Genomic DNA, 15,706 nt, shown 5'->3' on the forward strand with positions numbered 1-15,706 from the left:
CCGGAATCAAAAAAAGTCAGCGTTATTGCAACAAAACAGCGAAATCACCTAAAATCAGTTAAATCACAGTATTAATACCCACCCCGTTAGCTTAGGCTGGCCGGTTTTAAGGTCGATGATGTAGTAATAGGTGCCGGGCGGTAATTTGGCGCCGTTGTAGGTGCCCTTCCAGGGTTTAGCGTAGCCAATGCTCTTAAATATCTGCTGTCCGTAACGGTTAAATACCGTTGTTACACTTTCGGGGTAGGTAAAAAGGCCTTCAATTTCCCAGCTATCGTTCACCCCGTCGGCATTGGGCGAAAATGCGTTAGGCACAACCACTTTATGATAAACTTTTACAAAAACACTGCTGGTATCCTCGCCGCAATTATAGCTCGATTTTACATGCAAGGTATAAGTGATATCATCGGCCGGGTTGGCAACGGGGTTTAACACATTGGCATCGCTAAGGCCGGTAGTGGGTGTCCAATTGAAAACGTCTGCGCTCTGTGCCGATGCTACCAGGGTAATTGGCCTGTCCTGGAACATACTTTGTTTAGTTTGCGTAACGGCAACCGGCGTTGGCAGTACATTAACAGTTAAAGCAGCGGTATCGGTACAGCCAATAGTGTTGGTGACTATCACCTTGTATATTGTAGTGTCTGCAGGCGAAGCTACGGGGTTAGCAATAGTACTATCAGATAAACCTTTGCCAGGCGTCCATTTGTAGCTGATGGCACCCAGGGCACTCGCACTTAAATTAGTAGATGCGCCTTTACAAATGGTAACTGTTGGAGCATTTAAGGTAATAACCGCCTTAGGGATAACGGTGATTGTTGTCGATTTTGAGGTAGAGCAGCCGGCAGCCGATGTAACTATAAAGCTATAAGTACCTGCATCAGCAGGCTTTACATTTGTAAGTATCAGTGGGTTTTGATTTTTGTTAGCAGCGGTAATGCCGGGGCCGGTCCAATCAACAGTTGCTCCTCCAAATACGTTTAACGTTACTGTTTTGCCCTCGCATTCGTGAACGGGCAACACATCTGGTACAACAGGATAAGCGTTTATCGTAACACTCAGCGGCTCCGAAAACACCCTGCATGTAGGCGAGCTTATGTTTGAGCCTCCGGCCGCGGCAAGCCTGTATTGGTATACACCAGGTGTATTGTTACCTACAATAAAAGCATAAGTATCTGTTGTTTGCCCGGCAATATCAAGCCAGCCATTCCCGTCATTTTTGTTTACCTGCCACTGCATTTTAGGATTAGTGTATCCGGCCCCAATCTTCGATTTAAGCGTATAAGTTTTGCTTTCGCCCACACATTGATTTTGCGGCTGGTTAGCATCTACAGTAGAAAAACCTGTTTGCACTATAGGTCCGCATGCCCTGAAGTTGATATCATCGAGCAACAGATCGTTGCCGTTGCCGCCGGGGGCCTCGTTGGTCATTTTTAAAACCACCTGGCTGGTATTTGGCGGGGTTGTAAAAAAGAAGCTCTTGCGTATCCAGTCGTCGCCGCTGGTTGATTCCAGAATATCACCGGTAACTAATGAATCCAACACCAGGCCAGCGGTAGTTTCGATAGTAAATTTAATATTTGGCCTGATGGCTATTGAGCCCGCCTTTATCAGGTTCAGTATATATGCCGAAAATTCGTACGTGGTATTTTCGCATAACACGGCGGGAGTGGTCTTTGTAAAAAATATACTGGGCGTATAGGATGCATTAATCATCATCATATAACCGTTGGCATCACCAGTGTGGTCATGGGTTACAGTTTGCCAGGCCTCCGGATGGCAATTACCGGTAGCGCCGCCATATATGTTAGTGGCATTTACAATAGTATACGAGCCATCATTAGGACAGTAGCTGGAAAACGACATATTGGTGATCCCTGCCGGTAGCGCACTCCCCGGATTTGGGCCTGATCCAAAGGTTTCGGTAATTACCGGATCGCCCAAACTGCCCGCACAAGTTGCCGACTGGCCATGCACCAGTGTAAAATCAAGGATAGCAGCAAAAAGCAAAATTAATTTAAGGATACGCAAGCGCTTCAATTGGTTTAACTTAAAAAGTTATCCATCAAAAATATATTTTTTTATCGAAGCGGCGTGTATAAATAACACACTGTGCGGCATTATATTGAAATACTTACAAAACAGATGGTTATCTAAACAAATAAATGTTAAAAAAATTAACCACAAAGAAATATCACGTAAAAATCCTCCGGTATTAAAAGGATATATGACATTGCTAATTATGTCATCGCGAGTATCCATCAGGTAAAACCTTAAAAAAATCTTTATGAGCAATTGGGTTAAACGAATGCCCTAAACTACCATCATTGAGGTATGAAACAATCTGAATTATGTGAGACTTGGCATGTAGGGGATTGCTTCGTACCTCAATGACGGTAGTTTATATCATAGTCATGAACTTACAAACACGTCATTATAAGCATAGCGTAGCAATGACATCAGTTTAATAGCCCCTACTCCCTTTTATAATCCTTATGTACTATCAAAAAGCTTGCGCGCTCCTCTTTGTGGAAAGGGATATCCCAGTTGCCCTGGTAGGTTATTTTAATGGGTAGCAGTTGCCCGTTGAAGTTATTGAGTTCGATGTTCATCTGCACATTAAAATCGACGAACAGGTTGCTGAATTTAAGGTCGATGTAACGGCCGAGAATCTCGAACGTGCGCTCGTCAAAAATGGTGGTCATTTCCTTAATCATGGTGTCGCCATCAGATGTGCTGGGTTTGCACCTAACTTTAAAACGATAAACAGGAATGCTATCAAGGTATTTGCCCCGGGCAAATTCATAGTAGTAAAACTGCTGCATATCCCTGCTGAATATCTCCGTTTTATCGCCGATGAACGGGATACCGGTAACCCTGCGGCCTGGCGTGAACACCAGCGTTTTAAGCTTGGCTTTATAACTCTCGTTTTTACCTTTTTCGCCTGGTAAGCCATCGCCTTCCACAAAATCGGAGTTGTACGCGTTCATGAAAATGTAATCGAACATTTCAACGGTGTACAAATTGTATTTGCCGTTTTTTTTATAAACGGTACCGCTATCCTGCCTGGTTATATATTCAATTTTATGCTGACCAGCTATATTACTGTGCTTAAGCTTGCGGTAAACCTTGCCGTCAACCTTGTTTTTTTTATCGTAGGTGTAAATGCGGTTTTCGGCAGTAAAGGCATATTTTTTCATATGCTGAAAAGCCCTGTAAAAACTGGTATCGGCCATCACCGCGTCAATAAAATCCTGCGCGCGTAGTTTATGCGAACGGATATCTACTGCAGAATCGATAACAATGGTGCGGATGGTATCGGGATTAAAACGTTGTATTTGCTGCGCAAAAGCAAAACTGCCGGAAATAGTAAACGCTACAAATAATAATAATTTCTTCATCACTAACTATTGACGGTTTGGTTTAGGGGTTTGTTACATGTTGATGCCCGCCACAATATAACCGACTATGTCATTGCGAGGAACGAAGCAACCTCGTAACGATGCAGGAGCGAACTGGCATAGTTACGAGATTGCTTCGTTCCTCGCAATGACAAAGCTGGTGTTAATTCCCTAACTGCTTAATAGCCAAATAGGCCATCAATCCGGTGCTTATTTTAAATGCATCTTCTTCCACATCAAATGTAGGGGTATGTACTGATGAGGTGATGCCGCGGGCTTCGTTACGGGTACCTAAGCGGTAAAAACAGCTATCGGCTGCCTGCGAGTAGTAGGCAAAATCTTCTGCCGCCATCCAGATATCCAGGTCCAATACGTTTTCTTTGCCCAGGTAATCTTCGGCGTGGCCGCGGGTGGCGTGGGTTAGTACTTCTTCGTTAATCAGGAAAGGGTAGCCACGCATAATATTAAATTCGCAGCTGCCGCCCATGCTTTCGGCAATTCCTTCGGCCATTTTTTTCATGCGCTTGTGGGCTTCGGCACGCCAGTTCTCGTCCATGGTGCGAAAAGTACCTTCCAGGTAAACCTCGTTGGGGATCACGTTAGTGGCGCCGTTGGCAATTACCTTACCAAATGACAATACCGATGGGCTTTTAGGATCGGCAAAGCGGCTTACTACCTGTTGTAAAGCGGTTAATATATGCGCGGTGATAATTACCGGGTCGATATTTTGTTGTGGCTGGGCTCCGTGCCCGCCTTTACCTTTTACAGTAACGTACAGTTCATCGGTTGATGCCATGTATTTACCCGCACGGAAACCTACTTTGCCGGCCTCAATCAATGGCATTACATGCTGCCCCAAAACAGCCTGCGGTTTTGGGTTTTCCAGTACGCCTTCTTTAATCATCAAGCTGGCACCGCCAGGTAGTTTCTCTTCCGCCGGTTGAAAGATCAGCTTTACCGTACCGCCAAACTGGCTTTTCAACTCTGTTAAAATACGGGCTGTGCCCAGTAACGATGAGGTATGCGCATCGTGGCCGCAGGCATGCATTACACCAACATTTTGCGACTTGTAAGGAACATCATTAGCCTCGGTAATAGGCAAAGCATCCATATCGGCCCGCAGGGCTACTACGTTATTTGATGGTAAATCACCTTTAATAAGGGCTACCAGGCCTGTATCGGCCATTTTCTCGTAGGTTAAGCCCAGTTCTTCCAGTTTACCAGCCACAAAAGCAGATGTTTTTTGCTCGTGAAACGATAGTTCTGGGTTGGTATGCAGGTGGCGGCGATTGGCTACCACATCATCAAATATTTTCTGGGATAGTTCCTGTATTTTTTCTTTAATCATTGTCGGTGTCGGCTTTGGGCAGGTTTATTTTTTCGGATATGATGAACAGGCTTGAAAACGAAGGCCGCAATTCCTGTATCAGCTTTTCGGCCTCTAATCGAGTCCTGAAATCGCCCGCCCGTACTTTAAAATTTGGTTCGCTGTATAGAATGTAGGTACGCAGTTCGGGATAATCGCGTTGCAAACGGGCCTGCGCATTATAGGCATCCTTCCGGTTCGATCCGCTGAAGAATTGTACCCGGTAGCCATAAGATGATGTTACCGCCGGCGCTACACCGGTTTCTTTGTTTAGCGTAAAACGCTTAGCAATCAGGGTATCAACCAGGGGATCTTTAACTACCTCAACCTTACCGCGGGTTTGGGCAAAGGTTTGGGTTGATGCAAGTATTAGTATAAAAAAAAAGCAGTACTTGATGAGGCTGGATTTAGCTTTATGATCAAATACTGCTTTTTTCATGGTGTGTAGTTGTCCAACAAACTGTCATTCTGAGCGTAGTGAAGAATCTATTCTACGTTATGCACAGTAAACTTGCAAAGTTCGCGAATAGATGCTTCGTACCTCAGCATGACAGTCTTTTATTTTGAATGTCATTTACCCTTCAGAATCAGCGGATTTTACCACTTCAGCTGAAAGGCCGGGCGGGGCTTCTTAATTTTGCCCTACGCCGTGGCAGTTTTTATATTTTTTACCGCTTCCGCAAGGGCAAGGGTCATTTCTACCTATCTTTTGCTCAACCCTTACAGGGGTCGCTTTTTGAATTTCCTGCGGAAAATCGTCCATCGGCACACCGTTGCTTTCGCTTACCATTTCGGCTTTGGTGGTTTTTAGCTTGCGCAGATCCAGTTTTGGTTCTGGTTTGGCTTCCCTCACCTCTTCGGCCTGCTGCTGAACCGGGATACCTCCGCGGAACAGGAAGCTTACAATCTCTTTATTCACATTGGCCAACATGCCACGGAACAAATTGAAAGCCTCAAATTTGTAAACCAACAGCGGATCCTTTTGCTCATAAACCGCGTTTTGAACAGATTGTTTTAACTCGTCCATTTCGCGCAAATGCTCTTTCCAGGCATCATCTATCAGGTATAGGGTAACGTTTTTCTCGAACGATTTAAACACCTCGTGACCGTGGTTATCCACTGCTTTTTTCAACGGAACAGAAACCTGTATGCCATGGATGCCATCACTAAACGGAACCACAATATTTTCTACATACTGGCCGCGGGTATCGTAAACATCTTTCAATACCGGGTAAGCCTGCGCTGCTACGGCATCGCCTTTACGTTTGTAAAAATCCATCACCGTTTGGAAAACGTGATCAACCAGGGCGTTAATTGAATTTACTGCGAATTTATCGGCATCAACCTCCACATCAACCGAGAACAGGCGGATCATTTCTAAATTAAATCCGTCGTAGTTGTTAGCCTCTTTATATTCGGTAGTGATATCTTCAACCACATCAAAAATAGTATTGCTCAAATCAACATCCAGGCGTTCGCCAAACAGCGCGTTACGGCGTTTGGTGTAAACTACGGTACGCTGTGAGTTCATCACATCATCATACTCCAGCAAACGCTTACGAATGCCAAAGTTGTTTTCTTCTACCTTTTTCTGCGCACGCTCAATTGATTTTGAGATCATGGAATGCTGGATAACTTCGCCCTCTTCGATACCCATACGTACCATCAGGTTCGAGATCCTTTCAGATCCGAATAAACGCATCAGGTTATCCTCCAATGATACAAAGAACTGTGAAGAACCCGGATCGCCCTGGCGACCAGAACGACCACGCAACTGCCTGTCAACCCGGCGCGACTCGTGGCGCTCGGTACCTACAATGGCCAAACCGCCTGCTGCCTGTACACCTGCCCCCAGTTTAATATCCGTACCACGGCCAGCCATATTGGTAGCAATGGTAACTGTACCGGCCTGCCCTGCTTCCGCCACAATATCGGCCTCTTTCTGGTGCATTTTGGCATTCAGTACGTTATGTTTAATACCGCGCAGTTTAAGCATACGGCTTAACAATTCAGATATTTCTACCGATGTTGTACCTACCAGTACCGGTCTGCCCGCCTGCGTTAATTTTACAATTTCATCGGCTACGGCATTATATTTTTCGCGAATGGTACGGTAAACCAAATCCTGCCTGTCCTCGCGGCTTGCAGGGGTATTTGTTGGTATTTCTACCACATCCAGCTTGTATATTTCCCAAAACTCGCCTGCTTCTGTAACGGCAGTACCCGTCATACCGCAAAGCTTGTGGTACATTCTGAAATAGTTTTGCAGGGTTACGGTAGCAAAAGTTTGGGTAGCATCCTCAACCTTAACATTTTCTTTAGCTTCAATTGCCTGGTGTAAACCATCAGAGTAACGGCGGCCATCCAATACACGGCCGGTTTGCTCATCTACAATTTTCACTTTGCCTTCGTCCAAAATATATTCGGTATCCTTTTCAAATAACGTATATGCTTTCAACAATTGGTTAACCGAGTGGATCCGCTCAGATTTGATCGAGAAATCGCGCATTAGCTCATCCTTGCGGGCAATTTTTTCTTCAGTGCTCAAGGTCGATTTTTCAATCTCGGCAATCTCAGTGCCTACATCAGGCATTACAAAAAAGTGAGGATCTTCGCCCGATGAGGTAATCAATTCAATACCTTTTTCAGCCAGTTCAACCTGGTTATTTTTTTCGTCGATAACAAAATAAAGCTCCGAATCTACCTTAGGCATATTCTTGCTTTGATCCTGCATGTAATAATTTTCTATCTTTTGCAGTGTGCTCCTATTACCGCCTTCGCTCAGGAATTTAATTAAGGCTTTGCTTTTTGGCAAACCCCTGAAAGCACGCAATAAAGCCAATCCGCCTTTTTCCGGATCGGTGTCACCATCGTTAATGGCTTTTTTGGCTTCGTTCAATACCGTATTTACATACGCTTTTTGGGCGTTAACCAAACGCTCAATACGCGGTTTCAACTCGTAAAACTCGTGCTCGTCGCCACGTGGGATAGGGCCTGATATAATTAACGGTGTACGGGCATCATCAATTAAAACCGAATCCACCTCATCCACCATGGCGTAATGCAATTTGCGCTGAACCAATTCTTCCGGGCTACGTGTCATATTGTCACGCAGGTAGTCGAAACCAAACTCGTTATTTGTGCCAAAAGTAATGTCGGCCAGGTAAGCAGCGCGGCGTTCCTCGCTGTTTGGCTCATGTTTATCAATACAATCAACCGATAAACCATGAAACTCATACAATGGCCCCATCCACTCGCTATCGCGGCGTGCCAGGTAGTCATTCACCGTTACAATGTGTACACCCTGCCCGGCAAGCGCGTTAAGGTATGCAGGCAGCGTAGCCACAAGCGTTTTACCCTCACCCGTAGCCATTTCAGATATTTTACCCTGGTGCAATACTATACCGCCTATAAGCTGTACATCGTAATGAACCATATTCCAGGTAACCTCGTTACCGGCAGCAAGCCAGGTATTTGCGTGAAAAGCTTTGTCGCCTTTAATGGTTACGTTGCTTTTACGTGCAGCCAGTTCGCGGTCAAAATCGGTTGCGGTTACTTCTATAAATTTGTTTGCGGCAAGGCGGCTGGCGGTTTCTTTAACCACGGCAAACGCCTCGGGCAATATATTGATCAATATATCCTCAAGCTCTTTATTACGGTCTTTCTCCAGCTTATCCAGCTGAGTATATAACTCAACTTTTTCAGCTACATCCATATCCAGTTCGTTTTCGGTACGATCTTTTATGGCTTGTATCTCGCTGTCGATGCCCGATAGGCCTTCGGCTATTGTTTGTTTAAAACCTATTGTTTTAGCTCTAAGCTCATCATTACTGATGGTACCGAGTTTTGCATATTCAGCCTTAATTTTTTCGACTATAGGCTTAATACTTTTTACATCCCGCTCTGATTTGCTTCCAAAAAGCTTACTTATAAAATCTAACATATTATTTTTATATGATGCAACAAACTCAATAATTACGCCACAGCGACAATTAAAGTCATATTGACAGGCAAAGGTACGTAAACCCCTCTAAATGGCGTAGCCTTCATGAACACAAATAAAAAACTAATTACTGGTGAATAATCTCCTCCAAAGGGGCTACTGTGTGTACACATCTTTTGGAAACGTACTAATAATAAAAAAATGTCATTTCGAACGAACCGGGGAGGGCTTTGAGCGTTGGCGTGAGGAGAAATCCTATACGACATGCTTGCAAATTTGCATGGTTGGATGCATGACGTATAGGATTTCTCCTCGTACCTCGTTCGAAATGACATTTTCTTTTGTTAAAAGATGTGTACACGCCGTAGCCCAAAGTGGGAGACTTTATTTTTTTAAATGCCTTATTTACCTGTTTCCATTAAGTCCTCTCCTTTGGAGAGGATTTAGGTGAAGCTTTTCAGCACATCCACCTTGTCCTGCGCCAACTGCGCCTTCAGTTCATCAAGGCCGGCAAACTTTACGTCGCCGCGCACATAATGGTGAAATTTCATTTGGATGGTTTGGTTATAAATCTCCCGGTCAAAGTCAAAGATGTTCACTTCGATGTTGCGGGTGAGGCCATTTACGGTTGGGCGGCTGCCAATATAAGCCATGCCTTTATAGCTTTCGCCGGCAATTATTACCGTTACCGCAAAAATACCATCAGCCGGTATAAGCTTGTACTTTTCCTCCACCACAATGTTGGCTGTAGGGTAGCCTATCTGCCTTCCAATCTGGTCGCCCCGCACTACCTTACCGGTTATAAAAAACGGGTAGCCAAGAAAAGCGTTTGCTAAATCAATTTTGTCATTAAGCAAAGCCGCACGGATGCGGGTTGAACTTATGGCCACTTCATCAATATCCTGCTCGGGAATTTCTACTACATCAAAGCCATATACGGGGCCAAGTTTTAACAAATCTTCCAGGCCTCCCTGCCGGTCTTTACCAAAGCGGTGATCATATCCTATCACAATTTTCTTAGTGCCAATTTTTTTCACCAGTACATCGCGTATATAATCTTCGGCAGTTTGATTGCTAAAATCACGCGAAAACGGCGTGATGATCAAATGATCGATACCAAGCTGCTCCATTAATTGAGCCTTTTCGGTGATGGTGGTTATTAGCTTGATGCTCTCATCTTCGGGATGCAGAATCATCCGCGGATGCGGAAAAAACGTAAGGATAACGGTTTCGCCGCCGGTTTGCTGCGCCAGCTCCTTAATTCCTGCAATAATTTTCCGGTGGCCAATATGCACACCATCAAATGTGCCAATGGTTACAACCGCGTTGTTTATCGCTGTAAATTCGTCAATATTGTTGTATATCCTCATTTGATGAGTAAAAACACAAATTTAATTTTTTAGTCCGGCGGGCTATACCCGCCTGTTATTTTTTACCTGCAAATGTAATTAGTGCTGGTTGGCAACCGGCTCAACCGGCGTTTTTAAGGTTTTAATGGTATTAAACAATTCCATCACCTCCCAGGCATCCTCCACCTTGTAGTTACCACTGCGGGTACGTCTTAATTTAGATAGGTATGCCCCGTTATTTAAAGCAGCACCAAAATCGTGTACCAGGCTGCGGATGTAAGTACCCTTGCTGCATACCACCCTAAAATCAACTTCGGGCAATTCAACGCGTGTAAGTTCAAATTCGCTTATGGTAACGCTTCGCAGGCGGCGTTCAACTTCCTCGCCGCGGCGGGCTTTTTCGTACAAACGTTCGCCGTCTATTTTAATTGCGGAGTGAGCCGGCGGGTATTGCTGTATGTCACCGGTAAACTGCGCGCAATTACTACGCAGCTGCTGTTCGGTAAGTTGGCTGATATCGAATTTATTGTCGGGTTCGGTTTCCATGTCATATGATGGCGTGGTTGCGCCAAGCACCATGGTACCGGTGTATTCTTTTTCTTCGGCCTGGAAGGTATCAATCTGCTTGGTCATTTTACCGGTACAGATAATAAGCAACCCGGTAGCCAGCGGATCGAGCGTACCGGCATGGCCAACCTTCAGTTTTAAAGGCTTAAAAGAATTGCGGATTTTACCCACCACATCAAAGCTTGTCCATTGATACGGTTTGTTAACCAGCAACAGCTGGCCATCGGCAAATTCCTGGATATTGTGGTAAGTACTTTTCAAGTAATATTGTTAAAGCGGCAAAGGTATGGAAAAACCAGAAACAAGCCTGCTTAATTTTTTCCCTCCCTTATCGCTTTAACAAATACGTTATTCCTGAAATAATTTAGAAATTAGATCACATCTAATTTATGCCCGGTCATGATGAGTCCTATAATCACTGCGCCTATAACAATACGATACCAGCCAAATAACACAAAGCCTTTACGCTCTAAAAAAGTGATGAATGTTTTAATGGCCAGCATAGCCACTATAAAAGCAATTACGTTGCCAATTGCAAGTAATTTTATCTCCTCGCCGGTAAAACGGTGCCCTTCTTTATAAAAATCAAGTAGCTTTTTAGCCGTGGCCGCAAACATAGTAGGCACAGCCAAAAAGAACGAAAATTCGGCAGCCGCGGTGCGGGTAAGTTTTTGGCTCATACCCCCAACAATAGTTGATGCAGAACGTGAAGTGCCAGGAATCATGGCCAAACACTGGAAAAAACCGATTTTTAAGGCAGTAAGATAATTGATATCTTTTTCTTCTTTAATAGTAGGCTTATTAAACCATTTATCTACAAAAAGCAAAATGATACCACCTACAAAAAGCGTAATGCCTACTGTAAGTGCGCTCTCCAACAAAGCATCTATCTTTTTGCTAAACAGTAAACCAAAAACCGCTGCAGGTATAAATGCAACCAACAACTTAAGGTAAAAGTTGAATGATTGCAAAAAACGTTTCCAGTACAATACAACTACCGATAAGATAGCACCTAATTGCACTGCTATAGTAAACAATTTAATAAAGGGATCGGCGGCGATGCCCATAACAGACGAGGCAATGATCATATGCCCGGTTGACGATATAGGCAAAAATTCGGTTATTCCTTCTATTACGGCAAGTACAATTACTTGTATGAGTTTAACGGTATCCATGTAGGGGTTGGGATGGGTTAGATTAAATTTATTGAATTGATTACGTTAAGTGATTTAAAAGAGGCAAGATCAGCAAACATTCTGATAAAAGTCTGTTCTTTTTCACCTAATCAACCAATCAATTACTTGCTAACTTCCGGTTTTTTTAAAATTGCGTAAAAACCTAAAGCAAAACCCGCTAACACAACTATGGGGGCTATAACAATTTTGGTATTACTGTAAATATCAGTAGTGCCAGACATCAGCACAAAACCAAACGCTACTATTAACACACTGATGATTAAAAACTTGTAATTGCCTTTATCAAAAATAAACTCTACTGGCTCATTACTGATAGTTTTTGCCGCTTTTGGCGCCGATGCCGTTGCCGATGTTTTTAAAGGCGTTGTTGGTTTAAATTTTTGTGCCATGTTTTTTTAATTATTGAATTATCGATTTAGTGAATTATTGATTTAATTACTGCTTCGATATTTTTTAAATATTGTTTTTTTTATTGGCTACGCGATAAAACCTTTTGGCTTTAACCTTTTGCCTTTAACCTATCTATATAGGTCGTATATTTTTAAACGTAAAAACTTGTTAACAGCCAGAAATGTGCTAAAGGCTGATATAAATATGCCTAACCCTACCACGCCTAAAAACACCATCCCAAATTCGGTATAGGTTTGCAGGAAAACCAGGTCGGGAACTTGCTGGTAGGCCAGGTATAAGGTACCTACTAATAAAACAATAGCAATTAAACCGCCCAAAAGCCCATGCCAAATACCGTATAGTAAAAACGGTTTACGGATAAAGCCTTTAGTGGCCCCAACAAGCTGCATAGATTTAATTAAAAACCTTTGCGAGTAGATGGCCAGCCTGATGGTATTATTAATTAAGGCAACTGATAAAACAACGAATATCCCTGCAAAAGCCAGGATGATTAAGCTGATAGATTTCACATTCTCGTTCATCTTATCAACCAGCGATTGCTGGTACTTAACTTCTTTAACCAGGGGGTTTTTCAGCAAGTCGGCCTTAAATTTTTCGATATCCTTGTTGTTGGCAAAATCGGCCTTCATATAAATATCCAGCGATTGTGATAAGGGGTTATAGCCCAGGAATTTCACAAAATCTTCGCCTAAATCTTTTTGAAGGTTACGGGCGGCCAGTTCTTTACTTACATATTGGGTTTGCTTCACCATAGGGTTGGCATCCAATTGTTTTTGCAACTGCAGTACATCAGTTTCATGCGCGGCGTCGTCAACAAAAATATTCAATACAATATTTTCCTTAACGTAGCGCGATATGTTGTTGGCATCTATTAGCAGTAATCCTAACAAACCCACCATTAACAACACCATGGCAATACCAAATACAGTTGAAATGTATATGGTTTTTACCTTTTTTGACGATGCACTTGCTTCAAATTCTTCCATGTCTGAGATTTGAGACATGAGATGTGAGATTTGAGATTAAAACAGCCACGTTCAGCAGCTTGTCTCATATCTCACATCTCATATCTCACATCTATAATGTGCGAAATTAAGAAACACGGGTTAAAGGTAAAAGTTTATTGTTTATAAAATTGGTTTAATAATGTAATAGTGTGCAGGTTTTAACATTTATTAACGAATTGTCTGAACCGGAATTCATCGAATTAAAGAATTAACAGAATTTTAATAGCAGTTTTTACCTCACCCGCGTTAAGCAAATTCGAATAATTCGTTTAATACCAAAAATTCCGGTTCAGAATAAACAAATGCCATTGCTGCCCTGTTGTACAACTATGACAAAGCCAGCAAACGATAAACACAAACAATCGCCTTCGGATACACCAACCGACAGGCCAAATGATAATGGCGGTAAAAGCAAGGTAAAGCCTCATGACAAGCAGTACCATGCCAACGAACCACATGGCGGCAACATTGCAAAAAAACACGAAAGGGAAGAGCAACCGGTACACTCGGTAAAGGCGGTGCCTAAACATTGACAGGGTTTTACGTGGTATGTTTTAAGTTATACGTTAAGTTGATACCCCTAAAAACGTAGCACGTAAAACGTACAACTTATCTCGCTATCCCCGCCGAGTTAAACTGCAGATCGTAAAGTTTGCGGTAGTGGCCGTGCTCAATTTTCAGGAGTTCCTGGTGAGTTCCCATTTCCATGATCTCGCCGTGGTCAAGTACGATGATCCTGTCTGCGTTTTGAATAGTAGATAGGCGATGGGCGATAACTATAGCAGTACGCCCCTGCATTAGTTTATTGATGGCATTCTGGATCAGGATCTCGGTTTCGGTATCTACCGACGAAGTAGCCTCATCTAAAACCAAAATAGCCGGATTGTATACCAGCGCCCGGATAAAAGATATCAATTGCGATTGCCCCGCCGAAAGGGTCGATCCGCGTTCCATTACATTATAATCATAGCCACCGGGCAGACGTTCAATGAACTCGTGGGCACCCACATCTTTTGCTGCCGCGACGATCTGCTCGCGGGTGATGGATTGATTGTTAAGGCTGATATTATTAGCAATGGTATCGGTAAACAGGAACACATCCTGTATCACCGTGGCTATTTGCGACCGGAGGAATTCAACCTCATAATCGCGAATGTCATGACCATCAACTTTGGCGCTGCCTTTTCCTATCTCGTAAAAACGGTTAAGGATATTGATGGTAGATGATTTGCCAGCTCCGGTAGCGCCTACCAGCGCCAGTGTTTCGCCGGGTTTTACGTGGAAGCTGATGTTTTTGAGTACCCAATTTTCGTCGTTATAGGCAAACCACACCTCGTCAAATTCTATTTCCCCCTTCAGCCTGCCGGTTTTCAGTGTGCCGTTGTCAATAGCAACTTCGTTGGTATCCAATACTTTAAAAATCCTGTCGGCACCTACCATACCCATTTGCAGGGTATTAAACTTATCGGCCAACTGGCGTATGGGCCTAAAAAGCATGTTAAGCAGCACAATAAAGCCGGTTATTAATCCGGGGGTAATTCCTTTTTTTGATGCGGATAAGCTGGCCAGCTGCCCATCAGTAAGCATCCGTTTACAACCATACCAAACCAGCAGGCCTATGCAAATGGCAAACAAAATCTCCACCACCGGGAAAAATATAGAATAATACCAGTTACTGCGGATGTTGGCATCACGATACTTTACGTTAACCGCTTTAAACTTGCGCATCTCCTGGTCTTCCCGTGCAAAAAGCTGGATGACACTGATGCCCGAGATATGCTCGGCCAAAAACGTATTCAACTGTGCCACCTGGGTACGCACTTCCTGGAACGATGATTTGATGGCCTCCTTAAATACGTAGGTTGATGCAAACAGGAAGGGCATTGGGATAAGGGTAATTAACGCAAGCTTCCAGTCCTGGAACAGCATCAGGCCGATAACAGCAAATACCAGCAGCATATCGCCCATGATACTGATCAGCCCTTCAGAGAATATATCGGCAATGGTTTCCAAATCGGATACCGTACGGGTGATAAGCATCCCGATTGGCGTCCTGTCAAAATACTTTAGCCTTAAACTGGTGATATGGTTAAAAATATCAATCCTCAAATCGCGAATAACGGATTGGCCCAGGGTATTGGTTAAATAAGTTTGGTAATACTGCGCCACAGTTTGAATAACCAATTGCGCAACCATTAGGACAACCATAAAAACCAGCCCGTCGTAATCATCATTCAGGATATTTACGTCCAGCGTACGTTGAATCAAGATGGGTTGCAACAATGCACCAACGGCCAAAAACACTGTTAAAAAAGCGGCAATCACAAACGTGGTATTATAGGGATTTACATAACGCATTACCCGTTTTAACAATTTCCAATCAAGCGCTTTCCCGGTAACGGAGCCTCCCCCGCCCCCCGAAGGGGGTGCTTTTTGACTGGCAGAGTCGCCTGCTTTTTTTTCGTTATC

General features: G+C 43.6%; 12 protein-coding genes. 1 reads left to right on the forward strand and 11 read right to left on the reverse strand.

The features are described from left to right. Nucleotides 1–63: 63 nt before the first annotated feature. The 10 genes from FSB76_RS09490 to FSB76_RS09535 all read right to left on the reverse strand — a co-directional run bounded on the left by FSB76_RS09490 (nucleotide 64) and on the right by FSB76_RS09535 (nucleotide 13,216). Nucleotides 64–2,028 (reverse strand): gliding motility-associated C-terminal domain-containing protein, encoded by a 1,965-nt coding sequence (locus tag FSB76_RS09490; RefSeq protein WP_147053345.1) that lies wholly within the window; start codon nucleotides 2,026–2,028, stop codon nucleotides 64–66. 443 nt (nucleotides 2,029–2,471) lie between these two features. After that, nucleotides 2,472–3,398: a hypothetical protein gene (locus FSB76_RS09495; protein WP_147053346.1), complete on the reverse strand. Its 927-nt coding sequence runs from the start codon at nucleotides 3,396–3,398 to the stop codon at nucleotides 2,472–2,474. Nucleotides 3,399–3,561: 163 nt separating this feature from the next. Continuing rightward, nucleotides 3,562–4,746 carry a M20 metallopeptidase family protein gene (locus FSB76_RS09500; RefSeq protein ID WP_147053347.1) on the reverse strand — a complete coding sequence of 395 codons (1,185 nt, stop codon included), beginning with the start codon at nucleotides 4,744–4,746 and terminating at the stop codon, nucleotides 3,562–3,564. Continuing rightward, a complete protein-coding gene (locus tag FSB76_RS09505) occupies nucleotides 4,739–5,203 on the reverse strand; it encodes an SPOR domain-containing protein (RefSeq protein WP_147053348.1) in 465 nt (154 codons plus the stop codon). Before FSB76_RS09505 ends, FSB76_RS09500 begins: the two co-directional genes overlap by 8 nt. 192 nt (nucleotides 5,204–5,395) lie before the next feature. After that, nucleotides 5,396–8,707: a preprotein translocase subunit SecA gene (gene secA, locus FSB76_RS09510; RefSeq protein ID WP_147053349.1), complete on the reverse strand. Its 3,312-nt coding sequence runs from the start codon at nucleotides 8,705–8,707 to the stop codon at nucleotides 5,396–5,398. Nucleotides 8,708–9,150: 443 nt separating this feature from the next. Beyond that, nucleotides 9,151–10,077, reverse strand: a complete 927-nt coding sequence (locus tag FSB76_RS09515) for a bifunctional riboflavin kinase/FAD synthetase (protein ID WP_147053350.1) — start codon at nucleotides 10,075–10,077, stop codon at nucleotides 9,151–9,153. 78 nt (nucleotides 10,078–10,155) lie between these two features. Further along, nucleotides 10,156–10,884, reverse strand: a complete 729-nt coding sequence (gene truB / locus FSB76_RS09520; RefSeq protein ID WP_225976468.1) for a tRNA pseudouridine(55) synthase TruB — start codon at nucleotides 10,882–10,884, stop codon at nucleotides 10,156–10,158. A gap of 110 nt (nucleotides 10,885–10,994) precedes the next feature. Further along, nucleotides 10,995–11,798 (reverse strand): undecaprenyl-diphosphate phosphatase, encoded by an 804-nt coding sequence (locus FSB76_RS09525; RefSeq protein WP_147053351.1) that lies wholly within the window; start codon nucleotides 11,796–11,798, stop codon nucleotides 10,995–10,997. A 122-nt stretch (nucleotides 11,799–11,920) separates the two neighbouring features. Beyond that, nucleotides 11,921–12,208, reverse strand: a complete 288-nt coding sequence (locus FSB76_RS09530; RefSeq protein WP_147053352.1) for a DUF3098 domain-containing protein — start codon at nucleotides 12,206–12,208, stop codon at nucleotides 11,921–11,923. A 129-nt stretch (nucleotides 12,209–12,337) separates the two neighbouring features. Further along, nucleotides 12,338–13,216: a cell division protein FtsX gene (locus FSB76_RS09535; RefSeq protein ID WP_147060935.1), complete on the reverse strand. Its 879-nt coding sequence runs from the start codon at nucleotides 13,214–13,216 to the stop codon at nucleotides 12,338–12,340. A 350-nt stretch (nucleotides 13,217–13,566) separates the two neighbouring features. On the opposite strand from FSB76_RS09535, the gene FSB76_RS09540 reads away from it, so the two are divergent. Further along, the gene (locus FSB76_RS09540) at nucleotides 13,567–13,770 is read left to right on the forward strand and encodes a hypothetical protein (protein WP_147053353.1); all 204 of its coding nucleotides are present in this window, start codon (nucleotides 13,567–13,569) and stop codon (nucleotides 13,768–13,770) included. Nucleotides 13,771–13,846: 76 nt separating this feature from the next. Here the strand turns inward: FSB76_RS09540 and FSB76_RS09545 are convergent, their stop codons facing one another. After that, nucleotides 13,847–15,595, reverse strand: a complete 1,749-nt coding sequence (locus FSB76_RS09545; protein WP_147060936.1) for an ABC transporter ATP-binding protein — start codon at nucleotides 15,593–15,595, stop codon at nucleotides 13,847–13,849. Nucleotides 15,596–15,706: the final 111 nt, after the last annotated feature.

Origin of the sequence: Mucilaginibacter ginsenosidivorax (genome assembly GCF_007971525.1) — a bacterium.
In the GTDB taxonomy this organism is placed as follows: domain Bacteria; phylum Bacteroidota; class Bacteroidia; order Sphingobacteriales; family Sphingobacteriaceae; genus Mucilaginibacter; species Mucilaginibacter ginsenosidivorax.